The sequence below is a fragment of the Pseudomonas saponiphila genome (assembly GCF_900105185.1).
In the GTDB taxonomy this organism is placed as follows: domain Bacteria; phylum Pseudomonadota; class Gammaproteobacteria; order Pseudomonadales; family Pseudomonadaceae; genus Aquipseudomonas; species Aquipseudomonas saponiphila.
The window spans coordinates 1,468,478-1,491,430 of record NZ_FNTJ01000001.1; the positions used below are offsets into that span (position 1 = coordinate 1,468,478).

The window sequence follows — 22,953 nt, forward strand, 5'->3', positions numbered from 1 at the left end:
ATTGCGCCCATGGCCAGGCGACTAGGGGTGAACCGAACAGTCAAGGCTACCTGGGCAGTGGCTGTTCAACCGCGGTTGATTTCACTCTTGAGGAGTTTGGCCATGCTCAATTCATCCAACGAAGCGCAGGTGCGTAGCCTGATCGATCACTGGCAGCAGGCGGTGCTGGCCCGGGATATCGAGCGCATCGTCAGCTATTACGCCGATGACATCACCTCCTTCGATGCGGTCGGTGCCCTGCAATTCAAGGGCAAGGCCGCCTATCGCGCGCACTGGGAGGCGTGCATGCAGGTCTGCCCCGGCCCGGGCATTTTCGAGTTTCACCAACTGCAGGTGCGGGCCGACGAAACCTTGGCCTTCGCCCACTGGCTGGCCCATTGCGGCGGCACCGACGCCGAGGGCGTGACCAAGGCCTGCTGGATGCGCGTCAGCGCCGCCTATCAACGTCGCGACGGCCAGTGGCAGGTGGTGCACGAACACTGGTCGGCGCCGTTCGACATGCTCACCGGGACCACCCTGTTCGACCTGCAACCCTGAACAGCGCGCGGTTCGCCAAAGCGCCAAACAGCGACCATAGTTGCTCAGCCCGAGTCCGGAGGTGCCCATGAAATACCTATGCCTGGTCTACAGCGACGAGCGCTTGCTGCACAGCCTGCCCGACAGTCCCGAGGACGCCGAATGCCTGGCCTATGCCGAGTCGGTGCAGGGCAGTGGGCGGATGCTCGCCGCCGAGGCGCTGCAATCGGTGCAGTGCGCCACCACGGTACGCATGCGCGGCGGCAAGCTGTCGATCACCGATGGCCCGTTCGCCGAAACCAAGGAACAGCTGGCGGGTTTCTACCTGATCGAAGCCCGGGACCTGAATGAAGCGATCCAGGTCGCCGGGCATATTCCGGCCGCCCGGGTCGGCAGCGTCGAAGTGCGTCCGGTACGTGAGTTGAATCCCTGAAAACAACGATAAACAGGAGTTTGGCGATGACATTCCAAACCGCGGGCCGCAGGCCCGCCGAGCATGAACTGTCGATCAGCCGCTTGATCGACGCGCCGCGCAACAAGGTGTTTCGCGCCTGGACCGAGCCGGCCTTGCTGGCCCAGTGGTGGGGACCCCATGGCATGACCACCCCTGAGTGCGAAATGGACCTGTGGGTCGGCGGCCGGTTTCGCACCCTGATGCGCGCTCCGGACGGCAGCGAGTACCCCACCATGGGGGTGTTCCTGGAGATCGACGCCCCGTCGCGGCTGGTGTTTACCGATGCCTACCTGCCGGGCTGGATCCCATCGGGCAAGCCGTTCATGACCGCTGAGGTGACCTTCGAGGAGCAGGGCGACAAGACCCTCTACACCGCCCGGGCCATGCATTGGAGCGAAGCCGACCGCAAGGCTCACGAAGCCATGGGCTTTCATGACGGTTGGGGGCAGAGCCTGGAGCGCCTGGTGGCGTTGGTGACCCAGGGCCTGCCGGACTGATGGCCGAGCCGGACCGGGAGGCGCTGGCGAGGCAGGTGGCGCAGGTCTATCGCGAGCAGTCGCGGCGCATCCTCGCCACCCTGATCCGCCTGCTGGGGGACTTCGACCTGGCCGAGGAGGCGCTGCACGAGGCCTTCTTCGTGGCCGTCGAACGCTGGCAAGCCGATGGCGTGCCCGACAACCCCCGGGCCTGGCTGGTGTCGGTCGGCCGCTTCAAGGCGATCGACGCTCTGCGCCGACGGGCGCGCTTCGCGGCTTCCCAGGCGGCGCTGCTCAGCCAGTTGGAACAGCTCGAACAGGACGACTGGAGCGTCGAGGATGTGCAGGATGACCGCCTGCGCCTGATCTTCACCTGCTGCCACCCGGCATTGGCGGCGGATGCCCAGGTGCCGTTGACCCTGCGCGAGATCTGCGACCTGAGCACCGAGGAAATCGCTCGGGCCTTCCTGGTCGCCCCGGCCACCATCGCCCAGCGCATCGTGCGCGCCAAGGCGAAGATCCGCGACGCCGGGATTCCCTATCAGGTGCCGCAACTGAGTGAATTGCCCGAGCGCCTGGAGAGCGTGCTGCGGGTGATCTATCTGGTATTCAACGAGGGTTACTCGGCCTCCATGGGCGCCGAACTGACCAGAGATGAGCTGACCCGCGAAGCCATCCGCCTGGGCCACCTGTTGCTGGAGCTGTTGCCCGAGGCAGAGGTGATGGGCCTGCTGGCGCTGATGCTGCTGCACGAGTCACGGCGCGCGGCACGGATATCCGCCACTGGCGAGTTGATCCTGCTGGATGAGCAGGACCGTTCGTTGTGGCAGCAGGACTTGATCGAGGAAGGTTGCGCCCTGGTGGAGCGCGGCCTGCGCAGTGGCCAGGCTGGGCCTTACTGCCTGCAGGCGGCGATTGCCGCGGTGCATGCCGAAGCCGCGAGTGCCGAACACACCGACTGGGCGCAGATCGTCGGTCTGTATGACGTCCTGCTGCGTTTGCAGCCTTCCCCGGTGATCCAGCTCAACCGCGCCGTGGCCCTGGCCAAGCGCGACGGGCCGGCTGCCGGGCTGGAGCAAGTGCAAGCCATCCTGGACCGTGGCGACTTGCAGGACTACCACCTGGCCCATGCCGCGCGGGCCGATTTCTGCCGGCAACTGGGGCAGATCGCCGCCGCGCGCGAATCCTACCAGCACGCCTTGGCCCTGGCCCGGCAAGACCCCGAGCGGCGCTTTCTCGAACAGCGCCTGGCCCAGCTCGGCGCCTGCTAGACCCTGGCGATTCAGGGCGGCTGGCGAGGCGCGGTCATTGCAGCATCCGCGCCAGCAACCAGCTGCCCGCCGGACCCGGTGGATGCAGGCGCGACCAGAGCGCATCCACCGCCACGCTGCGCGGCCAGCCACGGACCTGCAGCTCCTGCAACCTGCCGGCGCCGAAGCCTTCCACCAGCCAGCGTGGCAGGGGCGCCCAGCCAAAGCCGCCCTGGGCCATCTCCAGCAGCATCAGGTAGCTGGGGGCCGACCAGACCCGGCCCTGGCTGCGGCTCTCGTAGGGGTTGAGCACGGTCGCCAGGCGCAGTTCCCGGTGCTGGCGCAGGGCTTGTTCATCGACTAGATCCAACTGCGCCAGGGGATGCTTGCGCGATACGTAGAGAGAGATTTCACCCCGTTCGTCCAGGGTCTGGTGCTCCAGGTCCGCCGGGTAATGGTCCTGCTTCTCGGCAAAGGCGATGTGCGCCCGGCCGCTTTGCACCAGGGCGATCAGGTCATCGCATTCGGCGATCAGGCATTCCAGCTCCAGGTCCGGGTAGCGCTGCTCGAAGGCGCTGAGGCAGCTTTCAAAACGATCCGACTGGTAGGTGTCGGACAGGGCAATGGTGAGTTTCGCTTCGATCCCCCGGGACAGTTGGCTGGCGGCCATTTCTAGGCGGCTGGTGGCGGCGAGGATTTCTTCGGCGCGCTGCAGCAGCACATGTCCGGCCGGGGTCAGCCCGGGCTTGCGGCTGCTGCGGTCGAACAGCTGTACATCGAGGTCGATCTCCAGGCTCGCCACCGCCGCGCTGATGGTGGACTGGCTCTTGCCCAGCTTGCGTGCGGCCGCGGAAAACGAACCCTGGGTGGCGGCCTGGACGAACGCCAGGAGTACTTCATGTGAGGCCATGGACTATCGCCTTGATCGATGGTTATTGATTATCAAGTATCGGCCTGCTCCTGGATGATCGCCAGCACCTTCACTTCAGGAGTACGCCAATGAGCCTGTCCAAATCCCTTACCGAACGTATTTTCCAGGCGGTAGCCTTCGAGCTGCTGGCGGTGTCGATCTGTACTCCGTTGCTGTCCTGGATCATGGACAAGCCCATGGCCGACATGGGCCTGGTGACCCTCGCCATCGGCCTTCTGGCCCTGGGTTGGAACGTGCTGTTCAACGGTCTGTTCGATCGTTTGCTCAAGCGCCTGGGGCTTGAACACAGCGCCAGGACCCGGGTCCTGCATGCCTTGCTGTTCGAAGGCGGGCTGGTGGCGTTCTGTGTACCGCTGATTGCCTGGTGGCTGGATATCAGCCTGTTGCAGGCTTTCATCCTGGACATCGGCGTGTTGCTGTTCTTCCTGCCCTACACCTACCTCTACCACTGGGCCTACGACGTGCTGCGGGACAAGTGGCTGCAAGCGCGTCTGGCCCATTGAGCGCAAAGGCGCTCCGGGATCGACCGCCTCGGCTTGCGGGCGGCGAAAATCTCCGGGGCGCCTATCATGGCTAGGACAGCGGCGGCGCAGCAGCAGAGAAAACTGGACACTGTCCCGGGGTTTTTCTGAAAATATGCGTCAGCAGGTTCCTGTCACTGAACCTGCCGCCCTCCCGACTATCTGAAGACCATGACTATTTCCCGCAACTGGATCATCTGCGAGCACTGCGATTCGCTGTACGAATCCGTGCCGCTCGGCAAAGGCCAGGCCGCCCAATGCTCGCGCTGCGGTGCGCTGCTGGCCCGTGCCCGGCACCTGAGCGTGCAGCAGCTGTTCGCCTTGTCGATCACCGCCGGGTTGCTGTTCGTCTTCGCCAACCTGTTTCCGGTGATCAAGATCAGCCTCGAAGGCCTGAGCAACGAGGCGACCCTCTGGCAATCGGTGGAGGCCCTGGCCCAGGGCCGCATCAGCCTGATCGCGGCGATCACCGGGCTGACCATCATTCTCGCCCCGTGCCTGCAGATCATCCTGCTGTGCTGGGTGCTGGGCTTTGCCAACGTCGGCCGCGCGGCGCCGGGCTTCAAGGCCTGCATGCGGGCCCTGGAACACCTGCGCCCCTGGAGCATGCTCGAGGTGTGCCTGCTGGGCATCCTGGTGGCCATCGTCAAGCTGGCGGGCATGCTCGATGTGCACCCGGGGATGGGGCTGTGGGCCCTGGCGATGCTCACGGTGCTGATCATCCTGATTTCCGGCAAGGACATCCGCTACCTCTGGGATGACCTGGAGGGCCGCTACTGATGAGTGCGCCGCCCTACGCCCGGGATTACCAACTGATGCTGTGCCATACCTGCGGCCAGGTCTGCCAGGACTTCGAGCACCGCTGCCCGCGCTGCGATGCCGTGGTGCATGCGCGCAAGCCCAACAGCCTGGCGCGCACCTGGGCCTTTCTCCTGGCCAGCCTGATCTTCTACATCCCGGCCAACCTGCTGCCGGTGATGCACACCAGCATCTTTGGCAGCGCCAGTGAAAACACCATCATGAGCGGCGTGGTGGAGTTCTGGAAACATGGCTCTTGGGACATCGCCCTGCTGATCTTCATTGCCAGCGTGGTGGTGCCCTGCAGCAAGTTCTTTGTCCTCGGCACGCTGCTGGTGACCTGCCAGCGCCGCAGCCTCTGGGCCCAGCGCGAGCGGGCCAAGCTGTACCGCTTCATCGAGCTGATCGGCTACTGGTCGATGCTCGACGTGCTGGTGGTGGCCCTGGTGGCGGCCCTGGTGCAGTTTCGAGCCCTGAGCTCCATCGATCCGCGCATGGGCATTCTGTTTTTTGGTTTGGTGGTGGTGCTGACGATGTTGGCGGCCATGAGTTTCGATCCCCGGCTTATCTGGGACGCAGAGGTTGAAGATGTCTGAGCATCCAGGTTCCAACGCAGCAAATTCCCGGCCCGCGCCTGGTGCTCCGGCGCTGCGCACGCGGCGCTTCAATGTCTCGCTGGTGTGGCTGGTGCCGATCGTCGCGGCCCTGGTGGGGTTGTCGATGGTGGTGCACAAGTCGCTGTCGGCGGGGCCGGAAATCACCATCAGCTTCCAGACCGCCGAGGGCCTTGAGGCCAACAAGACCCAGGTCAAGTACAAGAACGTGGTGATCGGCAAGGTGACCGCCATTGCCTTGAGCGACGACCGCAAGAAGGTGCTGGCCAAGGTCGAGCTGGATCAGTCCGCCGAACCCTTTACCGCCGACGACTCGATGTTCTGGGTGGTGCGCCCGCGGATCGGCGCCAATGGCGTTTCCGGGGTTGATACCCTGCTGTCCGGGGCCTTTATCGGTGCCGACGCCGGCCGCTCGGAAAAACGCAAGGATAGCTTCAAGGGCCTGGAGACCCCGCCGCCCATCACCTATGGGCAGAAGGGCAAGCGCTTCACCCTGCACACCGATGACCTGGGCTCGCTGGATATCGGTTCGCCGGTCTACTACCGGCGCATCGAAGTGGGGCAGGTGGTGTCCTACCAGTTGGCCAACAGCGGCAAGGGAGTGGACGTGAAGATCTTCGTCAACGCGCCCAACGACAAGTACGTCACCACCGACACTCGCTTCTGGAACGCCAGCGGCGTCGACGTGACCCTCGGCGCCAACGGCCTGAAGGTCAACACCGAGTCGGTGTCGTCGATCCTCGCCGGCGGCATTGCCTTCGTCGAGCCCAAGTACAGCCCCAATGCCCAGCCGGCCGAGGAGAATGCCGAGTACACCCTGTTCGGCGACCAGGACACCGCCCTGGCCCCGCCGGACGGCGCGCCCTATTACATTCGCATGCGTTTCGACCAGGCCCTGCGCGGGTTGTCGCTGAATGCCCCGGTGGAGTTCCTCGGGGTGAACATCGGCAAGGTGGTGTCCATGGACCTGGACTACGACGAGCAGCGCAAGTATTTCCCGACCCTGGTCGGCGCGGTGATCTATCCCGACCGCCTGGGCAAGGCCCACGAAAAACTGCTGAAGCAGGCCGGTGGCGAGGACGATGCGCGCTCGGCCAAGCTGATTGGCGCCTTCGTCAAGAACGGCCTGCGGGCCCAGCCCCGCAGCGGCAACCTGCTGACCGGGCAGCTGTACATCTCCCTGGACTTTGTCGCCAATGCCAAGCCGGTGGCTTTCGACGCCGCGGCACGACCGCTGGAGATCCCCACCGTGCCGGGCAGCATGGACAAGTTGCAGGAGCAATTGCAGGCGGTGGTGGACAAGATCAGCAAGCTGCCGATCGATTCGATTGCCGCTAACCTCAACGGCAGCCTGGTGGAAATGCAGAAGACCCTGAAGCAGGTCAACGGCGAAGTGCTGCCGCAGATGCGCGACACCCTGGAGCAATCGAAGAAGACCCTGGCCAGCGCCAACGAGAGTTTCTCCGAGGACTCGCCACAACGGCAGAAGCTTAGCCAGGCCATGGAAGAAGTGCAGCGCACCGCGCGTTCGGTGCGGGTGCTCAGCGACTTCCTCGGGCGTCATCCGGAGGCGCTGATCCGCGGGCGCCTCAAAGACAACCAACCGGATGCCTACCAGTCGCCATCCTCCTCTGTTCGCGAATCCGTACCGGAAGCTCAGCCATGAAAACCCGTGCCCTGTTGCTCTGCCTGACCCTGGGGCTGGCCGCCTGCAGTTCCGCGCCCACCCGCTACTACACCTTGCTGCCGCCGGTGCCCGAGGGCAGCGCTGCGGCGCGCACCGGCAATCTGCAGTTCGAGATGTCCACGGTGCGCATTCCGGTGCAGGTGGACCAGCCGCAACTGGTGGTGCGCCAGGACAGCGGCAGCCTGGCGATCCTCGAAACCCAGCGCTGGAGCGCGCCGCTGGTGGACGAATTCCACGATGCGCTGGCCAGCCAGATGGAGCAGAAACTCGGCACCCGCAACCTTGAAGGGCTGCCCAAGCAGCCCGGGCGGCCGGTGCTGTCGTTGCAGACCGATGTGCGGCGTTTCGAATCCCTGCCCGGACGTTATGCATTGATCGATGTGGTCTGGAGCCTGCGTCAACGGGGCGAGGGCGGCCCGGCCCGCCACCTGACCTGCAGCAGCCAGATCCGTCAGCCGGCGGGTATCGAACTGAGCAGCCTGGTCCAGGCCCATCAGCAGGCCATCGCCCAGTTGGCCGGGCAGATCGCCGCCGCCGCGCAGCGCTGGACCTGCCCCTGAATCAGCCCTGTAGCCGCTGCCGCAGGCGGCGAACGGCTTAGGCGGCATTGCGACGCAGCAGACGCAAGAATCCTGAGGCCGCTGCTGGTTTGGCAGGCGATCGCCAGGCAAGGCCCTGTGGGCCTTTTCGCAGCCTCGCCGGGGCTCGGCAGCGGCTACGAGGGGGCTCAGCGTCGCGCCAGGTGTTGCTGGGGCGCGAGGAAGGCGTCGTGGAAGTAGGCACGCAAGGCCTGCATCGCCGGGGTGAAGGTGCGTTCGCGATGCCAGGCCAGCCCCACGCTCATCGGCGTGACCGCGTCGCTCAGGCTCAGGGTCTCGATGCGCTTGCCCTCCAGGGACCAGGGCCGGTGCACCAGGTCGGAAAGAATCGCCACGCCGCTGCCGTTGGCCACCATGCTGCGCACCGCTTCCACCGAGCTGGTGCGCACCCGCACGTTGGGCTGCTGGCCGGCCTGTTCCCAATAGCGCATGGCGCTCTGTTCGGCTTCGTCGACGGTGAGCAGGATGAACGGCTCAGCGGCCACGTCCGCCAGGCTGATGCTGGTGCGCTCGCACAGCGGATGGTGGGCCGGCAGCCATAGCCGGCGCTCGGAGTTGAACAGGGTCTGCGAGACGATGTCCGGGTGGGTCAGGTTGGCGGTGAGCACCACCGCCATGTCGAAGCGGCCTTCCAGCAAGCCTTGTTCGATGGCCTGGCGTTCCTGTTCATGCAGCTCGATGGTGACGTCCGGGTGCCAGTGTTCCAGGCGCTGCAGGTGGTGCGGCAGGAAGTAGCCGATCACCGTGTAGCTGGCCGCCAGGTGCAGCACGCCGCTGGCCCGGTAGTCCGGCAACGGGCTGTTCAGGGCATCCTCGACGCTGCGCAGGATCACGTAGGCGCGGTTGAGAAAGTGCCGCCCGGCATCGGTCAGGTTCATGCCCTGGGCCGAGCGCACGAACAACTGCACCGCGAGCATGGCCTCCAGTTCCTTGATCGCCGTGGTCACCGCCGACTGCGAGATATTCAAGTGAATCGCCGCCTGGGAGATCTGCCCGATCTCGGCCGTGGCCACGAAATAGCGCACCTGGCGCAAGGTCAACGACATGACCCATTCCCCTCTTGTCCTGTAGGAGCCGGCTTGCCGGCGAAAGCGATGGTGCGAACGCCGCTGCCGCCAAATCCGGCATTGCTCTTTAGCTTTATCTGTTTTTCAGAAGAAGATCTATCTGATAATAGATCTTCCCAAGGGGTCAAGGCCGCTCTAATTTCCGTTGCACGAAGTCACGAGAGTTGGAGCAACAGTGATGCAGGCAGTGGATTTCAATTCGGACATGGGCGAGAGCTTCGGCCCCTGGACCATCGGCGATGGTGTCGACGACCAACTGATGGGCTTCATCAGCTCGGCCAACATCGCCACCGGCTTTCATGCTGGTGACCCCGGCACCATGCGCCGCACCATCGAGCAGGCCAAGCGCCGGGGCGTAGCCATCGGTGCGCACCCGGGGTTTCGCGACCTGGTGGGTTTCGGGCGCCGGCATATCAATGCCCCGGCCCAGGAACTGGTGGACGACATGCTCTATCAGCTAGGCGCCCTGCGTGAACTGGCCCGGGTACAAGGCGTGAAGCTGCAACACATCAAGCCCCACGGCGCGCTCTACATGCACCTGGCCCGGGACGAAGAAGCGGCGCGACTGCTGGTGGCAAACCTGCGCCTGCTGGAGCCCGAGCTGCTGCTGTATTGCATGCCCAATTCGGTGATCTGGCAGGTGGCCCGGGAACTGGGCCAGCCGGTGATCCGCGAGTTCTACGCCGACCGCGACTACGACCTCAGCGGCTCCATCGTGTTTACCCGCAACGTCAGGGCCCTGGACCCGGGCGTCGTGGCGGCCAAGGTGCTGCGCGCCTGCCAGACCGGCCTGGTGCGCACCGTTGAAGGCGAGGATCTGCACATCGAATTCGATTCCATCTGCCTACACAGCGACACCCCCGGTGCCCTGGACCTGGTCGAGGCCACCCGTACCGCGCTGGACCAGGCCGGCATCGAGGTGCGCGCACCGCGCTGAGCCCATCGACGCCAATCACATCGACCAGAAGCACCGCGCACAGACGCGGGCCTCACCCGGGTTTTGAATTTTTGCCTGCCTTTCTACAACTATTCCAAGAGGAACAGACATGGCCGAACACAGTGTTATCACCCCTTTGCCGGGCACCTTCTATCGCAAGGCCACCCCCGATTCGGCGCCTTTTGTCGAGGTCGGCGATGTCGTCAGCGCCGATACCGTGATCGGCCTGATCGAAGTCATGAAGCAGTTCTCCGAACTGACCGCCGGGAGCGCGGGTCAGGTCAGCGCCTTTGCCGTGGAAGATGGCGATCCGGTGGAACCGGGTCAGGTCGTCGCGACGCTCAAGCAGTGAGGGCCGGGGCATGACTCAAGCGATCAACAAGTTGCTGGTGGCCAACCGCGGCGAGATCGCCGTGCGTATCATTCGCGCGGCCAAGGCCCTGGGCATTCCCACGGTGGCCGCGTGCAGCGAGGCGGATGCCGATTCCATGGCCGCGCGCCTGGCCGATGAAGTGCAGATCATCGGCCCGGCCCGGGCCGACAAGAGCTACCTGAATGTCCAGGCCCTGCTCGGCGCCTTGCAGGCCAGCGGTGCCAATGCGGTGCACCCGGGCTATGGCTTTCTTTCCGAGAACGCCGGTTTCGCCGAGGCGGTGGTCGAGGCGGGGGCGATTTTCGTCGGGCCCAGCGCCGAAACCATCCGCCGCATGGGGGACAAGGCCGAAGCCCGGCGCACCGCCCAGGCGGCCGGGGTGCCGGTGGTACCGGGTTCCGCGGGCGAACTCTTCGACCTGGAGGCCGCGCTCAAGGCTGCCGAAGGCGTGGGCTTTCCGCTGTTGATCAAGGCCAGCGCCGGTGGCGGCGGGCGCGGGATCCGCCTGGCCCAGGACGCGGCGCAACTGGCCGAGGAATTCCCCCGGGCGCAACGCGAAGCCCAGACCGCGTTCGGCAATGGCGCGGTGTACCTGGAGCGTTTCATTGGCCGTGCGCGGCACATCGAAGTCCAGGTGTTGGGCGATGGCCAGCACGCGGTGCACCTGTTCGAGCGCGAGTGCTCGCTGCAACGGCGGCGGCAGAAGATCTTCGAGGAAGCGCCGTCGCCGGTGCTCAGCGCCGCCCAGCGTGAGCAGTTGTGCAGCAGCGCCGTGCGCCTGACCCAAGCCCTGGGTTACCAGGGCGCCGGCACCCTGGAATACCTGTATGACGACAGCACCGGCGAGTTCTTCTTCATCGAGATGAACACGCGGATCCAGGTCGAGCACCCCATCAGCGAGCTGATCACTGGTATCGATCTGGTCCAGGCCATGTTGAGGATTGCCGGGGGCGAGCCCCTGGGGTTGCGTCAGAGCGATATCCAACTCAACGGCGCGGCCTTGCAGATGCGCCTGAATGCCGAAGACCCGGCGCGGGATTTCTTCCCCAGTCCGGGCCAGGTCGAGCAACTGATCTGGCCGCAGGGGCCGGGGGTGCGGGTCGATAGCCATCTTTACCCGGGCTATGCTGTGCCGCCTTATTACGACTCGCTGCTGGCCAAGCTGATCGTTCACGGGCGTGACCGGGGCGAGGCCCTGGCCCGGGCACGGCAGGCGCTGGAGCAGACCACCTTGACCGGCATGGCCAGCACCTTGTCGCTGCACCGTGAACTGCTGGCCGAACCCTGGTTGCAGCAGGCCGATTTTCACACGGGAACCCTGGAAACCTGGCTGGCCGCGCGCCGCGCCGGAGGTGTCGCATGAACCAGCCGATCCGCTACAGCTTTGGTGCCGACGAGCACCTGTTCGCCGAAGTCAGCGACAGCATGTCCCTGGAAGCCTTCTTCAAGGGCATGGCGGTGACCCGCGCCGTGCAGCGCCTGGAGTTGGATGGGGTGTTGGATGTGTGCCTGGCCAACGCCTCGTTCCAGATCCGTTTCGACCCGGATCGCATCGCTCCGCAGGCCCTGCTGGAGGCGGTGCAGCAGGCCGAGGCCGGGGCCGTGGCCGAGCGCAGCCTGCACACGCGGATCATCGAGATCCCGGTGCTGTACAACGACCCCTGGACCCATGAAACCCTGATGCGCTTTCGCGACCGGCACCAGGACCCCAGCGCCACCGACCTTGAATACGCGGCGCGGATCAATGGGCTGGCGGACGTCCAGGCCTTCATTGCCGCCCACAGCGGCGCGCCCTGGTTCGTCTCCATGGTGGGCTTCGTCGCCGGGCTGCCGTTCATGTTCCAGATGGTCGAGCGCCAGCGGCAGTTGCAGGTGCCCAAGTACCTGCGGCCACGCACCGATACGCCAAGGCTGACCCTGGGTCACGGCGGCTGCTTCGGCTGCATCTACTCGGTGCGCGGCGCCGGTGGCTACCAGATGTTCGGCGTCACTCCGGCGCCGATCTACGACCCGCAGCAGCAACTGGCTTACCTCAAGGCGCACATGGTGTTCTTCCGCCCGGGGGACATCGTGCAGTTCAAGCCCATCGACCGCGAGGCCTATGACCTGGCGGTGGCCGAGGTCGAGGCCGGGCGCTTCGACCTGCGCATCCGCGAGGTGGAGTTTTCCCTGGATGCCTTTCTCGCCGACCCGGTCGGCTATCCCAAATCGCTGCAGGAGGTGCTGGCATGATCAAGGTCATCAAACCGGGCCTGGCCACATCGGTGCAGGATCTGGGACGCGAAGGTTTCTATCACCTGGGGATTCCGCCCTCCGGCGCCCTCGACCAGTACGCCCTGAGCGCGGCCAACCACTTGGTGGGCAACCCGGCAGGCGTGGCCGGGCTGGAATGCACCTTGCTCGGACCGGAGCTGGAATTCGCCAGCGATGCCCTGGTGGCGGTCTGCGGTGCACACATGACCCCCAAGCTCGATGGCGTGGACATGCACCTGGACACCGCCTTTGCGGTCAAGGCCGGGCAAGTGCTGCGTTTCGACTTTCCCAAGGCCGGGGCCCGGGCCTACCTGGCAGTGGCCGGTGGCATCGATGTGCCGCTGGTGCTGGGCAGCCGTTCGACTTACGCCCTGGGCGCCCTCGGTGGTTTCCAGGGGCGGCGTCTGGCGGCCGGGGATGAACTGCCGGTGGGCGTTGCCAGCGGCAAGGGCCGTCCGGGCGCCAGTCTGCCCATGGCGCTGCGCCAATCCCTGGGGGGTGAAGTCACCCTGCGGGTGGTGCCGGGCCTGTATTACGAACGCTTGAGCGAGGCGGCCAAGGCCAGCTTCTTTGCCGAACCCTGGACCGTGGGTTCGGAAGCGGACCGCATCGGCTATCGCTTCAAGGGTGGCAGTGCCTTGAGCTTCCAGCCTCGGGAGCAGCCGTTCGGCGCCGGTTCCGACCCTTCGAACATCGTCGACAGCTGCTACCCGATCGGCTCGATCCAGGTGCCGGCGGGGCTGGAGCCCATTGTCCTGCACCGGGACGCGGTGTCCGGTGGCGGCTACGCCATGATCGGCACGGTGATCAGCGCCGACCTTGATCTGATCGGCCAGATGCAGCCCAACCAGAAGGCCCGCTTTGTCGCGGTGACCCTCGAAGAAGCGCTGGAGGCCCGGCGCTCCTACAAGAAAAAGCTCAGCTGTCTGAGCAAGCTCTTTCCTTCCTGATTCTGCCCGCCGCATCGCGCGGGCCATGCCAAACGGTAGGCCAACGCCGCACTTCGGTGCGGTGACGGCTGCCCGCGCTTCAACCCTTGATCGGTTCTGGAGTTCACGCACATGGCAGCTTTATCGCAAGCGAATCAAACCGGGCAGACCCCGGCCAACCTGGCCCTTCCCAGCGAGGCCCGCATGGGTCGACTGTCCCTGACCATGGCCTGGTGGGCGGTGTGCAGCGCGATGTTCTACATCGTCGTCGGCGCCTCCCTGGCTTTGTCCTATGGCACCCGCAATGCCTTGATCGGCATGCTCCTGTCGGTGCTCAGCTATGGCCTGGTCAACAGCGTGCTCAGCCGCTTCGCCATGCGCAGCGGGCTCTCGGTGGCGCTGTTCTCGCGGTTGCTGTTCGGCAGCACCGGGGCTTGCCTGGCGACCCTGATCTTTTTCTCCACGGCCATCTACTACGCGGTGTTCGAGGGTTCGGTGATTGCCGTGGCGCTCAATCACCTGTACCCGCAACTGCTGTACCCGCTGGCGGCCCTGCTGGTGGTGCTGTACAGCGTGCCGCTGATCCTGGGCAGCGTGCAGCACTGGCTGGACAAGCTCAACGGCGTGCTGCTGCCGGTGTACCTGGGAGGCTTGCTGTTCGCCGTGGGCCTGTCGATCGCCCGTTATGGCTATCAGCCGCAATGGCTGGATTTCGGCCCGGCCAGCCCCAGCGGCAGCGGCTGGTGGGATTGCTTCGTGGCCTACATGGGAGTGTGGATCCTGATGCTGTTCACCTTCGACTACGCGCGCTTCGGCAAGCCCGAAGACGCCGGCTACCACGGTCGCTGGAACTTCGGCATGCCGTTCTACGCGGTGACCTTCCTGCTCAACGGCGCGGCGGGGATCTACCTGGTAAGCAGCATTCCCCACGAGGGCGCGCTCAATGAAGTCTCGGTGGTGATGGCCATTCTGCAGTTGATGGGGCTCTGGGGCCTGTTGTTCGTCTGGGCCACCCAGACCCGGATCAACACCGCCAACTACTACCTGGCGACCCTGAACATGCAGGCGTTCTTCGGCCGCTTCGGCTTGCGCGGTTCCTACCTGATGTGGGCGGTGGCGGTGGGCATCATCGTCTATGGCCTGATGCTGGCGGACGTGTTCGCCTACCTGCTCAAGGCCCTGGCCTATCAGGGGATCTTCGTGGTGGCCTGGGTCGGCGTGGCCCTGGCGCAGATTCTCTCGGGGCGTACCGAGGTGGCGGCGATTGATCGTGTGGCGGCCTTCAACCCGGTGGGGCTGGCGGCCTGGTTCGGTGGCACGGCCCTGGGCCTGATGCTGATGTGGGCGGGGGGCGGTCTGGCGAGTTTCTCGGCGCCGCTGACCGGGGTCCTGGCGTTTGCCTTGCAGGCCGGGCTCGCCGCTCGCTTGCACCAGCGCCTGCCCGCCGCCGGCTGAGCGGGCGACGGCGCAGGCCCTGGTTGCTCAGAACAGTTGGGTGAACAGCCAGTACAGGCTGCCGGACAGCAGGATCGCCGCCGGCAGGGTCAGGATCCAGGCCATGGCCAGGTTGCGGATGGTGCGCATCTGCAACCCGCCGCCATTGGCCACCATGGTCCCGGCCACCCCCGAGGACAGCACGTGGGTGGTCGACACCGGCAGGCCGAACATGTCCGCCGCGCCGATGGTCAGCATCGCCACGGTTTCCGCCGAGGCGCCCTGGGCATAGGTCAGGTGGGTCTTGCCGATTTTCTCGCCGACGGTCACCACGATGCGCTTCCAGCCGACCATGGTGCCCAGGCCGAGGGCGATGGCCACGGCGATCTTCACCCACAGCGGGATGAAGCGGGTGGCGTTGTCGATCTGCTGCTTGAACAGTTGCAGCTTGTCCCGGGTGTCCTGGTCGAAGTGGCCGACCTGGTGCTTGTCCATCAGACGGATCGCTTCGCTGGTCAGGTACATGTCGTTGCGCACGTTGCCCATGGCTTCGGCGGGCACCTTGGCCAGGGAGCCGTAGCCCTTCACTTCACTGCCGATGGCTCCGGTCAGGGCGGCCAGGGCGGGGATCAGTTCGGCGGTCGCCTGCTTGCTGCGCATGTACTCCGAGAGCACCGCGCGAGGATCGGCCGGCGCCGGTTGCGGGGCGCTCTTGACCAGGGCCTGCTGGGTGACTTCGGCCACCGCGGCGAACTGCAGCGACTGGTCGGCGGGCATGGTGCGGTTCAGCGCGTAGGCCATGGGCAGGGTGCCCACCAGGATCAGCATGATCAGGCCCATGCCTTTCTGGCCATCGTTGGAGCCGTGGGCGAAGGACACCCCGGTGCAGGTCAGGATCAGCAGGCCGCGAATCCACCACGGCGGTGGCGCGTCACCCTTGGGCGCCTTGTACAGGGCGCGGTTCTTGACGAACAGGCGCAGGGCTAACAGCAGCAGGGCGGCGAACACGAAGCCGATCAGTGGCGAGAACAGCAGGGCGTAGCCGACCTTGGTCGCCTGGCTCCAGTCCACGCCGCTGGTGCCGTCGCGGCCGTGCATCAGCGCGTTGGCCACGCCGACGCCGATGATCGAGCCGATCAGGGTGTGGGACGAAGAGGCCGGCAGCCCCAGCCACCAGGTGCCGAGGTTCCACAGGATGGCGGCGATCAGCAGGGCGAAGATCATCGCGAAGCCGGCGGAGGAGCCCACTTGCAGGATCAGTTCCACCGGCAGCAGGGCGATGATGCCGAAGGCCACCGCGCCGCTGGACAGCAGCACGCCAAGGAAGTTGAACAGGCCGGACCAGACCACCGCGAACTGCGGCGGCAGGGAGTGGGTGTAGATCACCGTGGCCACGGCGTTGGCGGTGTCGTGGAAACCGTTGACGAACTCGAAGCCCAGGGCGATCAGCAGGGCCACGCCCAGCAGCAGGAACGGGGTCCAGGTGGTGACCGTGGTGCCCAGCTCGTGCATGTCGTGCACCAGGCTGTAGGCGGTGAACAGCAAGCCCATGGCCAGCACGGCGAAGAAGATCACCAGGGTGAAGGCACCGGGTTTTTTATCCAGTTGCGGTTTGACGTCGGGGCTGGGAGACGCGGCAGTCAGTGACGGGGTGGCCATTGCCGGACAATCCTGTTGCGGGAAAGGAATGTCGCCCATGATCGTAGCCAAATGTTACAGACAGACTGCCTCAGATCATGGTTTGCGCGATTGACGCGTTCCGTTGATCCGATCCAGTCCGCGCCATCAGCGTACTCATCCCGCCATCCCGCCATCCCACTCATCCCGTAGGAGCCGGCTTGCCGGCGAAGAGGCCCTCAAGCCAAGCGCCGACCTTGGCGGACACCTTCACCGTCAAGCCAGCTCCCCAAAAGGCGAGGTCAGTAGTCCTGGCGCTTGCGGAAGGCCCAGCGCCCGGCGATCAGGGTGAAGGTGGCCACTAGCGCCACGAGGATCCAGAAACCCTCCGGGTCGCCGGAAAACGGAATGCCGCCGACGTTCATGCCGAAGAAGCCGGCAATGATGTTGATCGGCAGCGCCAGCACCGTGACCACCGTCAGGGTGAACAGGGTGCGGTTGGTCTGTTCGTTGAGGTTGGCGGCGATCTCCTCCTGCAGCAGTTTGATCCGCTCGCCCAGGGCCGTGAGGTCGTTGATGATCAGGGCGAACTCTTCGGTGGATTTGCGCAGCTCCTTGACGTCTTCCTTCTGCAACCATTGCGGCGGGCGGTTGAGCAGGCGCAGCAAGGAGCCCGGTTCCAGGGCCAGCAGGCGTTGCAGGCGCACCAGCACTCGGCGCATGGCTCCCAGCTCGGCGCGGTTGCTGGACACCCGGGCGGCCAGCAGTTGGTCCTCGATCTGGTCGACGCTGAGGCTGGTCTTGCGCACGATCTGGGTCAGTACCTCGCCCTGGTCGCGCAGCAGGTGCACCAGCAGCTCCAGGGGGGAGCGAAAGCGTTCGCCGGCCTTGACCGAGGAGCGCAGCTTGTCCACCGAATGCAGGGGCTGCAGGCGGGCACTGATGATCAGGTTGCTGCGCACGCAGACCCACAGGGTGGAGATGTCCGAGGACACCATGCTGCTGAAGTTGAACACCACGTCGTTGACCACCGCCAGCAGGGCCGAGTCGACGTGTTCGATGCGGGTCGAGCGCGAGCCTTCGTGCAGGGCTTCGAAGAACTCCTCGGGCAGTTGCAGGTGGGCCTTCATCCAGCGCTCGCAGGCGGCGTGGGCCAGATTCAGGTGCAGCCAGAGGAACTCATCACTGTCCTTCGGGTGTTGCAGGGCTTGCAGGGCCTTGGCTGAATCCAGTTCATGACCGCGTTCGCCGGGGCGAAAGCTGAAACCGTAGAGCAGGCCAAACAGATCGGAATCGCGGTGAATCTGGTCAAGGCTGTGGTTCATGGAGTCTCGCAGGAGGGACAGTGCCTGGCGCGGGTTTCACAGGTTCACTTGGGCCTCATCATGGCAAGGCTTTTTGACAGTTTTGTGACGTTTGCAAGTGCACAATCCGCAGCGCTCTACCGGTGGTCGGCGGCACTCAAGAATGCAGCACGAATGCCGATCACGCTCACATGCAACACGCATTCGACCCGGTTCGAATGTGCCTGACAGGGAAGTTCGGACCTACGCATGCCCTTGAATGGGCCTGCTCTATCCCTGTCATGAGATCTTCTCGATGTTTTTGCAAAAATCCCTGAGAGCGCAAATTCTTGCCCTGCTGAGCGGTAGCCTGCTGGCGATGCTGTTGATCGCCCTGGCATGTTTTCAATTGCTGTCCGGTGGCGTGCAGAGCTACCGCGAGCTGATCGACGGGCCGCTGCGCAGTTCACAGCTGATCGACGAGGCCAACCTGCAGTTCAAGAGCCAGGTGCAGGAGTGGAAGAACGTGCTGCTGCGGGGCAAGCAGCCCCAGGAACTGAACAAGTACTGGCAGCAGTTCGAGGACCGTCAGCGGGATGTGCAGAACATTCTCGGCCAGCTGGCCCAGACTCCCGGGCTGGATGCATCGCTCAAGAGCCGGGTGCAGCGCCTGGCGGATGAGCACCGGCAGTTGGGGGCGGCCTATCAGAAGGGCCGCGATGCCTATGTGGCTGGCGGTGCCGATCCAAGTGCCGGTGACGCCGCGGTGAAGGGCGTGGACCGCGCCGCCAGCGAGCAGATGAGCGAACTGGTGACCGAATTGCGCAAGCACGGCGAACAGCAGTCCCGGGAGATCAGCACCGCGGCCGACCGCACGGTGTGGATGGGAATCCTGGTGATGCTGGTGTCCGGCCTGCTGATCGGCCTGCTCAGCCTGTGGCTGGTCAACCGCAGCCTGGTGGAGCCGATCCGCCAGTTGATCGATTACGTCGCCCAGCTCAGCCGCGGCCAGTTCGCCGAGCGGGTAGCCAGCCAGCGTCAGGACGAACTGGGCAAGCTGGCGGCCGCCGCCAACACCCTGCGCGACTTCCTGGCCCAGACCTTCAGCAGCCTGCAGCGCAGCGCCTCGGACCTGGACCGCTCCAGCGGCGAGCTCAATGCCATCGCCACGCTGATGTCCCAGGGCACCAACGAACAGTTCAGCCGTACCGATCAGGTGGCCACGGCGATGAACGAAATGTCCGCCACCGCCCAGGAAGTGGCACGGCATGCCGCCGACGCCGCGCGCGCCGCAGATGATGCCGACCAGTCGGCGCAGCAGGGCGAGCAGGTGATGCAGAGCACCATCCACAGCATCACCCAGATGCGCAGCGAGATTGCCAACACCGCCACCGTGATCCGTCGTCTGGAAGCCGACAGCGGACGTATCGGCAAGGTGCTGGAAGTGATTCAGGGGATTGCCGAGCAGACCAACTTGCTGGCGCTCAACGCCGCCATCGAAGCGGCCCGGGCCGGCGAGGCCGGGCGCGGATTCGCCGTGGTTGCCGACGAAGTGCGCAGCCTGGCGCAACGCACTGCGGCGTCGATCATCGAGATCAACCAGATCATCCACAGTGTGCAGACCGGCGCGGTGGACGCGGCCCAGGCCATCGAGAGCGGCCAGTCCCGCAGCGAGCAGAGTGTGCAGCAGGTGACCGAGGCCGGGGCCATGCTCGAACGCATCACCGAGGCCGTGGAGGCGATCCGCGACATGAACCGGCAGATCGCCACCGCCGCCGAAGAGCAGACCTCGGTGGCCGAGGACATTTCCCGCAACCTGACCGAGATCACCTCGATTGCCAGTACCAATCTCGACAATGTCCAGCGTACCGAGGCGGCGAGCCGCAATTTGCACGGCTTGTCGGGACAGTTGAACGAGGTCACGGCGCGTCTCGGCGCCTGATAACGCTCACCCTGTATGCGGGCCCAAAAGCACAAGGCCGCGCTCCCGTAACGGGGCGCGGCCTTGTGCTGTGTGCGCAGGCTTACTTGTCTTGCTTGTTGCTCAGGACCTTGCCGGTCTTGGCGTCCAGGTCCACGTCCCACTCGATGCCTTTGCTGTCGCGCAGTTCCACCTGGTAGACGTAGGCACCGCTGGCGGTCTGCTCCAGCTCGGTGTCGGTGATGCTGGCGGCGGTGGTGCCGGGGTGCTGGGCCAGGGCGGCCTGGTTGAGTTGTTCCAGGTCCATGATGGCGCCGGACTTGAGCAGGCCCGGGATCAGGTCCGGACGGACATCGGCCTGGGCGAGGCCCGCGGTCAGGGTCAGGGCGGCAGCGGCGAACAGTGCAGAGAAACGGGTCATGGTGTTGATTCCTTGAGGTGATGGCTTTCGATGGGCACAGGTTAGCCAGTGCAACTTAATTCACCCTTAATTCAGCGCAGTGTTTGCGTCGTTTGTTCAAGCCGGGGGCCGGGTGGCACCGGCAAGCTGGCCTCTCCCTTTATCGGAGACACCATGAATGAAACGCATGCTGGCGTGGTTGTATGGCCCCTTGATGCTTGGCGGATTCATCGCCGGCGGGCTGTGTTGGATGAGTGACGGGCAGGCTTCGGCCCTGGGTTTGCTCGTGCTGTTCGCCGGGGCGCTGCTGGTGTCGTTCCTGGCGGAGTGGGCGCTGCCCTACGAGCCGGCCTGGAACCGCTCCCAGGGCGACCGGCTGCGCGATAGCCTGCACGCGCTGGTCAATGAAAGCCTGAATGCGCTGGGGCTGCTGGCCTTGCCGGGGCTGGTGGCCCTGCTGGGTGGCGAGGGCCTGTGGCCTCGGGATTGGCCGCTCTGGGGGCAGTTGCTGCTGGCGATAGTGATCGCCGATGGCGGGATCAGCCTGGCCCATTACGCCAGCCATCGCTGGGCCTGGCTCTGGCGCCTGCATGCGGTGCACCACAGTGTGCAGCGCCTGTACGGTTTCAACGGACTGCTCAAGCACCCCCTGCACCAGATGCTGGAGGCCTTGGCGGGATTGCTGCCGCTGGTGCTGCTGGGCATTACGTTGCCGGTGGCACAACTGCTGGCCCTGGCCATCGGGATTGCCTTGCTGTTGCAGCATTCCAACGTCGATATGCGCATGGGGCCGCTGCGGCGGGTGTTTGCCTGGGCTCCGGTGCATCGCTTTCATCACATGAAGTATGGCCGCGCCGGCGATGTGAACTTCGGGCTGTTCTTCAACCTCTGGGACTGGCTGTTGGGCACCGGGTTCTATCGGGACGACTACCCGATGCGCCAGGGCGATCTGGGTATCGGCAGCCGTCCCGACTACCCGCTGGGGTATTGGTCGCAGTTGCTGGAGCCGTTCAAGGTCCAGCGCTATGCCGCCGAGCCCAAGGTGCCTGCCGCGTTGCGCCGGCCAGTCAAGCCAGCAGGCGAGGCCTGAGGGTTTTCAGGGCCTGGCCGGCGGTGACCCCGAACAACGCTTTCAGGGTGCGGGAGAAGTGCGCGCTGTCGGCAAAGCCGGCGCCGTGGGCCGCCTGGGCCACGGGCTGGCCGTCGAGCAACAGGGCCATGGCCAGGCGCAGACGCCGCCAGAGCACCAGGCGCCGCACCGGCAAGCCTACGTCACGGGCGAACAGGCGCTCCAGCTGGCTCAGGGACAGGTGGGCCCGGGCCGCCAGTTGGCTCGCCACCACCTTGCCTGTGAGCGCTGCGTCCAGGGCCTGCAGGGCCCGCGCCACACGCCGGTCGGCCAGGGGCAGGCGCGGGCAGGCGCGCAGCGCCGCCTCCAGTGCGGGCAACGAGGGGCACAGGTTGTGGACACAGGCCTGCAGGTCTGCGGCCGCGATCGACAATGGCTCGGCATAGACCGTGAAGGCGTTGTCGGGCGCCTGGAGAATGGCATGCCGCTGCAGCGCCTGGATCACCAGGAAGTGCCCGCTGTGGCGCTTGCCGTCGAGTTCCAGCGTCACCGCTTGCTCGGGGGCGATGATCAATTGATGGGCGTAGTGGGCATGGGGCGCGGTGCGCCCCATGGCTCCCTGAATCAGGCCGAAGTCATGCCCCAGCCAGAGCTCGCCGCTCCAGTGCGAGACAGACATTCAGTAACCGCCGGCCTCCAGCAGTTGGGCCACGCTGGCGTTGGCCGGACGCTTGAAGTACTTGAGCAGCTCGGCGCTGCGGTTGGTGAAGATACCGTCGACCCCGGCGTCCATGACCTTCTTGAAGTCCACCGGCTCGTCGAGGGTGTAGGCGTGCACCAGCAGGCCCTGATCGTGGGTGTACTGATTCATCCAGGGTTGCACCAGATCCGCGTAGCTTTGCTCGCCGCCCGCTGCCAGCGCCGTGGAGGGACCGGTGCCAATCGCGCCCTGGGCCTTGGCGTAGCCGATCCAGCGTTTGAATTCGCCCGGGTCCTTGGGCTGCTGCTTGGCGTAGAAGGCCGCCTTGTCGGTTTCGCCGCTGTTGGCGAAGGTGACGCTGGACGCCGGTTCGATGCTGCCGGCCCCGACCCACAGCAGCAGCACCTTGGGCACCTGAGGCATTTCCTTGTGCAGCAGTTCCAGGCTGTGTCTGTCGAAGGTCTGCAGCACCACCTTGCCTTTGCCCTGGCCCACGGCCAGCTCGCTCTTGGCCAGCTTTGAGCCCGCCGGGCTCAGCCAGCCGCGGTCCTGGAGCTTTTCCTTGAGTTCGTGCTCGATGCCGGGGAACAGCTGCGGCTCTTTGGTTTCGATGTACAGCCCGGGTTTGTGCTGCGTGCTGCCTTGGGCGATGTCGATGATCTCGTCCAGGGTCAGGATCTTCAGGCCGGCAAAGCCCGGCCGGGCGCGATCCGGGTGGGCCTGGTTGAACCAGCTGCCGGCGTCGAGGCGCTTGAGCTCGGCCATGGTGAAGGCGTTGGGCGGGCTGTCCTTGCGCTCGGGGAATTTCTGCGCCACGTCGGTGGTGCGTAGCAGGTTGTTGTCGTGCAGGGCGAAGAGCACGCCGTCCTTGCTGCGCTGCAGGTCCAGTTCCAGGTAGTCCGCCCCCAGATCCCGGGCCAGCCGGTAGGCCGCCGCTGTGGACTCGGGGGCATCGAAGGAGGCGCCACGGTGGGCGATCACGGCGGGCTGGGGGATGCCCAGGCGCGCCGCCAGGGCATTCGGATCCGCCTGTTCAGCGGCCTGGGCCAGGCCGCAACCGAGCATCAGGCTCAACATCAGGGCGCGAGGGGGGAAGGTCGCTGGCATGCTCGAAATCCTTTCGT

General features: G+C 65.5%; 24 protein-coding genes and 1 pseudogene. 18 read left to right on the forward strand and 7 right to left on the reverse strand.

Annotated features, from left to right (window positions below):
* The first annotated feature begins 102 nt into the window (after positions 1 to 102).
* The 4 genes from BLV47_RS07030 (at position 103) to BLV47_RS07045 (ending at position 2,717) form a co-directional block, all read left to right on the forward strand.
* Positions 103 to 537 carry a YybH family protein gene (locus BLV47_RS07030; protein WP_092311491.1) on the forward strand — a complete coding sequence of 145 codons (435 nt, stop codon included), beginning with the start codon at positions 103 to 105 and terminating at the stop codon, positions 535 to 537.
* A 67-nt stretch (positions 538 to 604) separates the two neighbouring features.
* Entirely contained in the window at positions 605 to 949 is a 345-nt protein-coding gene (locus tag BLV47_RS07035) for a YciI family protein (RefSeq protein ID WP_016968142.1), read from the forward strand.
* A gap of 26 nt (positions 950 to 975) precedes the next feature.
* Positions 976 to 1,467, forward strand: coding sequence for an SRPBCC family protein (locus tag BLV47_RS07040; RefSeq protein WP_092311494.1), 492 nt, complete (start codon positions 976 to 978; stop codon positions 1,465 to 1,467).
* Complete coding sequence (locus BLV47_RS07045) at positions 1,467 to 2,717, forward strand: RNA polymerase sigma factor (RefSeq protein WP_092311497.1); 1,251 nt, start codon at positions 1,467 to 1,469, stop codon at positions 2,715 to 2,717. The genes BLV47_RS07040 and BLV47_RS07045 overlap by 1 nt, the downstream gene beginning before the upstream one ends.
* A 34-nt stretch (positions 2,718 to 2,751) precedes the next feature.
* On the opposite strand, the gene BLV47_RS07050 is transcribed toward BLV47_RS07045, so the two are convergent.
* Positions 2,752 to 3,606 (reverse strand): LysR family transcriptional regulator, encoded by an 855-nt coding sequence (locus BLV47_RS07050; protein WP_092311501.1) that lies wholly within the window; start codon positions 3,604 to 3,606, stop codon positions 2,752 to 2,754.
* An 89-nt stretch (positions 3,607 to 3,695) separates the two neighbouring features.
* Between BLV47_RS07050 and BLV47_RS07055 the strand changes: the two genes are divergently transcribed.
* The 5 genes from BLV47_RS07055 (at position 3,696) to BLV47_RS07075 (ending at position 7,807) form a co-directional block, all read left to right on the forward strand.
* Positions 3,696 to 4,130 (forward strand): multidrug/biocide efflux PACE transporter, encoded by a 435-nt coding sequence (locus BLV47_RS07055; RefSeq protein WP_092311504.1) that lies wholly within the window; start codon positions 3,696 to 3,698, stop codon positions 4,128 to 4,130.
* Between the two features lie 189 nt (positions 4,131 to 4,319).
* The gene (locus BLV47_RS07060) at positions 4,320 to 4,928 is read left to right on the forward strand and encodes a paraquat-inducible protein A (RefSeq protein ID WP_092311507.1); all 609 of its coding nucleotides are present in this window, start codon (positions 4,320 to 4,322) and stop codon (positions 4,926 to 4,928) included.
* Positions 4,928 to 5,542, forward strand: a complete 615-nt coding sequence (locus BLV47_RS07065) for a paraquat-inducible protein A (RefSeq protein ID WP_060840632.1) — start codon at positions 4,928 to 4,930, stop codon at positions 5,540 to 5,542. Before BLV47_RS07060 ends, BLV47_RS07065 begins: the two co-directional genes overlap by 1 nt.
* Complete coding sequence (locus tag BLV47_RS07070; RefSeq protein ID WP_092311510.1) at positions 5,535 to 7,226, forward strand: PqiB family protein; 1,692 nt, start codon at positions 5,535 to 5,537, stop codon at positions 7,224 to 7,226. Before BLV47_RS07065 ends, BLV47_RS07070 begins: the two co-directional genes overlap by 8 nt.
* Positions 7,223 to 7,807: a PqiC family protein gene (locus tag BLV47_RS07075; protein WP_092311513.1), complete on the forward strand. Its 585-nt coding sequence runs from the start codon at positions 7,223 to 7,225 to the stop codon at positions 7,805 to 7,807. Before BLV47_RS07070 ends, BLV47_RS07075 begins: the two co-directional genes overlap by 4 nt.
* Positions 7,808 to 7,974: 167 nt before the next feature.
* Here BLV47_RS07075 and BLV47_RS07080 read toward each other — a convergent pair whose 3' ends face one another.
* Entirely contained in the window at positions 7,975 to 8,892 is a 918-nt protein-coding gene (locus BLV47_RS07080; protein WP_092311516.1) for a LysR family transcriptional regulator, read from the reverse strand.
* Between the two features lie 199 nt (positions 8,893 to 9,091).
* Here BLV47_RS07080 and BLV47_RS07085 point away from each other — a divergent pair, with 199 nt between their 5' ends.
* The 6 genes from BLV47_RS07085 (at position 9,092) to BLV47_RS07110 (ending at position 14,860) form a co-directional block, all read left to right on the forward strand.
* A complete protein-coding gene (locus tag BLV47_RS07085; protein WP_092311519.1) occupies positions 9,092 to 9,850 on the forward strand; it encodes a 5-oxoprolinase subunit PxpA in 759 nt (252 codons plus the stop codon).
* Positions 9,851 to 9,959: 109 nt separating this feature from the next.
* Positions 9,960 to 10,202 carry an acetyl-CoA carboxylase gene (locus BLV47_RS07090; protein WP_092311521.1) on the forward strand — a complete coding sequence of 81 codons (243 nt, stop codon included), beginning with the start codon at positions 9,960 to 9,962 and terminating at the stop codon, positions 10,200 to 10,202.
* 10 nt (positions 10,203 to 10,212) lie between these two features.
* Positions 10,213 to 11,586: an acetyl-CoA carboxylase biotin carboxylase subunit gene (locus tag BLV47_RS07095; protein WP_092311524.1), complete on the forward strand. Its 1,374-nt coding sequence runs from the start codon at positions 10,213 to 10,215 to the stop codon at positions 11,584 to 11,586.
* Positions 11,583 to 12,455, forward strand: coding sequence for a 5-oxoprolinase subunit B family protein (locus tag BLV47_RS07100; protein ID WP_092311527.1), 873 nt, complete (start codon positions 11,583 to 11,585; stop codon positions 12,453 to 12,455). The genes BLV47_RS07095 and BLV47_RS07100 overlap by 4 nt, the downstream gene beginning before the upstream one ends.
* Entirely contained in the window at positions 12,452 to 13,426 is a 975-nt protein-coding gene (locus BLV47_RS07105) for a 5-oxoprolinase subunit C family protein (protein ID WP_092311529.1), read from the forward strand. The genes BLV47_RS07100 and BLV47_RS07105 overlap by 4 nt, the downstream gene beginning before the upstream one ends.
* Before the next feature lie 111 nt (positions 13,427 to 13,537).
* On the forward strand, positions 13,538 to 14,860 hold the full coding sequence (locus tag BLV47_RS07110) for a purine-cytosine permease family protein (RefSeq protein WP_092311532.1): 1,323 nt from the start codon (positions 13,538 to 13,540) through the stop codon (positions 14,858 to 14,860).
* A gap of 27 nt (positions 14,861 to 14,887) precedes the next feature.
* Here the strand turns inward: BLV47_RS07110 and BLV47_RS07115 are convergent, their stop codons facing one another.
* Together BLV47_RS07115 and BLV47_RS07120 are read right to left on the reverse strand one after the other, a co-directional pair.
* Positions 14,888 to 16,498 (reverse strand): inorganic phosphate transporter, encoded by a 1,611-nt coding sequence (locus BLV47_RS07115; RefSeq protein WP_092311535.1) that lies wholly within the window; start codon positions 16,496 to 16,498, stop codon positions 14,888 to 14,890.
* A gap of 260 nt (positions 16,499 to 16,758) precedes the next feature.
* Complete coding sequence (locus BLV47_RS07120; RefSeq protein ID WP_092311538.1) at positions 16,759 to 17,781, reverse strand: transporter; 1,023 nt, start codon at positions 17,779 to 17,781, stop codon at positions 16,759 to 16,761.
* An 856-nt stretch (positions 17,782 to 18,637) separates the two neighbouring features.
* Here BLV47_RS07120 and BLV47_RS36935 point away from each other — a divergent pair.
* Positions 18,638 to 18,748: pseudogene (locus tag BLV47_RS36935) on the forward strand (hypothetical protein); the annotation flags it as partial.
* Between the two features lie 228 nt (positions 18,749 to 18,976).
* A complete protein-coding gene (locus BLV47_RS36940; protein WP_425272166.1) occupies positions 18,977 to 19,681 on the forward strand; it encodes a methyl-accepting chemotaxis protein in 705 nt (234 codons plus the stop codon).
* 82 nt (positions 19,682 to 19,763) lie between these two features.
* Here BLV47_RS36940 and BLV47_RS07130 read toward each other — a convergent pair whose 3' ends face one another.
* Positions 19,764 to 20,081 carry a PepSY domain-containing protein gene (locus BLV47_RS07130; protein ID WP_092311540.1) on the reverse strand — a complete coding sequence of 106 codons (318 nt, stop codon included), beginning with the start codon at positions 20,079 to 20,081 and terminating at the stop codon, positions 19,764 to 19,766.
* A gap of 157 nt (positions 20,082 to 20,238) precedes the next feature.
* Between BLV47_RS07130 and BLV47_RS07135 the strand changes: the two genes are divergently transcribed.
* Positions 20,239 to 21,150 (forward strand): sterol desaturase family protein, encoded by a 912-nt coding sequence (locus BLV47_RS07135; protein ID WP_092311543.1) that lies wholly within the window; start codon positions 20,239 to 20,241, stop codon positions 21,148 to 21,150.
* On the opposite strand, the gene BLV47_RS07140 is transcribed toward BLV47_RS07135, so the two are convergent.
* Both BLV47_RS07140 and BLV47_RS07145 read right to left on the reverse strand, forming a co-directional pair.
* The gene (locus BLV47_RS07140; RefSeq protein ID WP_092311546.1) at positions 21,128 to 21,808 is read right to left on the reverse strand and encodes an AraC family transcriptional regulator; all 681 of its coding nucleotides are present in this window, start codon (positions 21,806 to 21,808) and stop codon (positions 21,128 to 21,130) included. The two genes, BLV47_RS07135 and BLV47_RS07140, sit on opposite strands and share 23 nt — an antisense overlap.
* On the reverse strand, positions 21,809 to 22,936 hold the full coding sequence (locus BLV47_RS07145; protein ID WP_092311549.1) for a glycerophosphodiester phosphodiesterase: 1,128 nt from the start codon (positions 22,934 to 22,936) through the stop codon (positions 21,809 to 21,811). It lies immediately after the preceding gene.
* Positions 22,937 to 22,953 lie beyond the last annotated feature (17 nt).

What these genes read in the sequence shown, in the direction of transcription:
- BLV47_RS07055 (WP_092311504.1), top strand. Translation starts at nt 3,696, where the DNA reads ATGAGCCTGTCCAAATCCCTTACCGAACGTATTTTCCAGGCGGTAGCC.
- BLV47_RS07105 (WP_092311529.1), top strand. Translation starts at nt 12,452, where the DNA reads ATGATCAAGGTCATCAAACCGGGCCTGGCCACATCGGTGCAGGATCTG.
- BLV47_RS07135 (WP_092311543.1), top strand. Translation starts at nt 20,239, where the DNA reads ATGAAACGCATGCTGGCGTGGTTGTATGGCCCCTTGATGCTTGGCGGA.
- BLV47_RS07030 (WP_092311491.1), top strand. Translation starts at nt 103, where the DNA reads ATGCTCAATTCATCCAACGAAGCGCAGGTGCGTAGCCTGATCGATCAC.
- BLV47_RS07045 (WP_092311497.1), top strand. Translation starts at nt 1,467, where the DNA reads ATGGCCGAGCCGGACCGGGAGGCGCTGGCGAGGCAGGTGGCGCAGGTC.
- BLV47_RS07095 (WP_092311524.1), top strand. Translation starts at nt 10,213, where the DNA reads ATGACTCAAGCGATCAACAAGTTGCTGGTGGCCAACCGCGGCGAGATC.
- BLV47_RS36940 (WP_425272166.1), top strand. Translation starts at nt 18,977, where the DNA reads ATGTCCGCCACCGCCCAGGAAGTGGCACGGCATGCCGCCGACGCCGCG.
- BLV47_RS07120 (WP_092311538.1), bottom strand. Translation starts at nt 17,781, where the DNA reads ATGAACCACAGCCTTGACCAGATTCACCGCGATTCCGATCTGTTTGGC.
- BLV47_RS07035 (WP_016968142.1), top strand. Translation starts at nt 605, where the DNA reads ATGAAATACCTATGCCTGGTCTACAGCGACGAGCGCTTGCTGCACAGC.
- BLV47_RS07080 (WP_092311516.1), bottom strand. Translation starts at nt 8,892, where the DNA reads ATGTCGTTGACCTTGCGCCAGGTGCGCTATTTCGTGGCCACGGCCGAG.
- BLV47_RS07115 (WP_092311535.1), bottom strand. Translation starts at nt 16,498, where the DNA reads ATGGCCACCCCGTCACTGACTGCCGCGTCTCCCAGCCCCGACGTCAAA.
- BLV47_RS07070 (WP_092311510.1), top strand. Translation starts at nt 5,535, where the DNA reads ATGTCTGAGCATCCAGGTTCCAACGCAGCAAATTCCCGGCCCGCGCCT.
- BLV47_RS07060 (WP_092311507.1), top strand. Translation starts at nt 4,320, where the DNA reads ATGACTATTTCCCGCAACTGGATCATCTGCGAGCACTGCGATTCGCTG.
- BLV47_RS07075 (WP_092311513.1), top strand. Translation starts at nt 7,223, where the DNA reads ATGAAAACCCGTGCCCTGTTGCTCTGCCTGACCCTGGGGCTGGCCGCC.
- BLV47_RS07130 (WP_092311540.1), bottom strand. Translation starts at nt 20,081, where the DNA reads ATGACCCGTTTCTCTGCACTGTTCGCCGCTGCCGCCCTGACCCTGACC.
- BLV47_RS07110 (WP_092311532.1), top strand. Translation starts at nt 13,538, where the DNA reads ATGGCAGCTTTATCGCAAGCGAATCAAACCGGGCAGACCCCGGCCAAC.
- BLV47_RS07100 (WP_092311527.1), top strand. Translation starts at nt 11,583, where the DNA reads ATGAACCAGCCGATCCGCTACAGCTTTGGTGCCGACGAGCACCTGTTC.
- BLV47_RS07040 (WP_092311494.1), top strand. Translation starts at nt 976, where the DNA reads ATGACATTCCAAACCGCGGGCCGCAGGCCCGCCGAGCATGAACTGTCG.
- BLV47_RS07140 (WP_092311546.1), bottom strand. Translation starts at nt 21,808, where the DNA reads ATGTCTGTCTCGCACTGGAGCGGCGAGCTCTGGCTGGGGCATGACTTC.
- BLV47_RS07145 (WP_092311549.1), bottom strand. Translation starts at nt 22,936, where the DNA reads ATGCCAGCGACCTTCCCCCCTCGCGCCCTGATGTTGAGCCTGATGCTC.
- BLV47_RS07090 (WP_092311521.1), top strand. Translation starts at nt 9,960, where the DNA reads ATGGCCGAACACAGTGTTATCACCCCTTTGCCGGGCACCTTCTATCGC.
- BLV47_RS07050 (WP_092311501.1), bottom strand. Translation starts at nt 3,606, where the DNA reads ATGGCCTCACATGAAGTACTCCTGGCGTTCGTCCAGGCCGCCACCCAG.
- BLV47_RS07065 (WP_060840632.1), top strand. Translation starts at nt 4,928, where the DNA reads ATGAGTGCGCCGCCCTACGCCCGGGATTACCAACTGATGCTGTGCCAT.
- BLV47_RS07085 (WP_092311519.1), top strand. Translation starts at nt 9,092, where the DNA reads ATGCAGGCAGTGGATTTCAATTCGGACATGGGCGAGAGCTTCGGCCCC.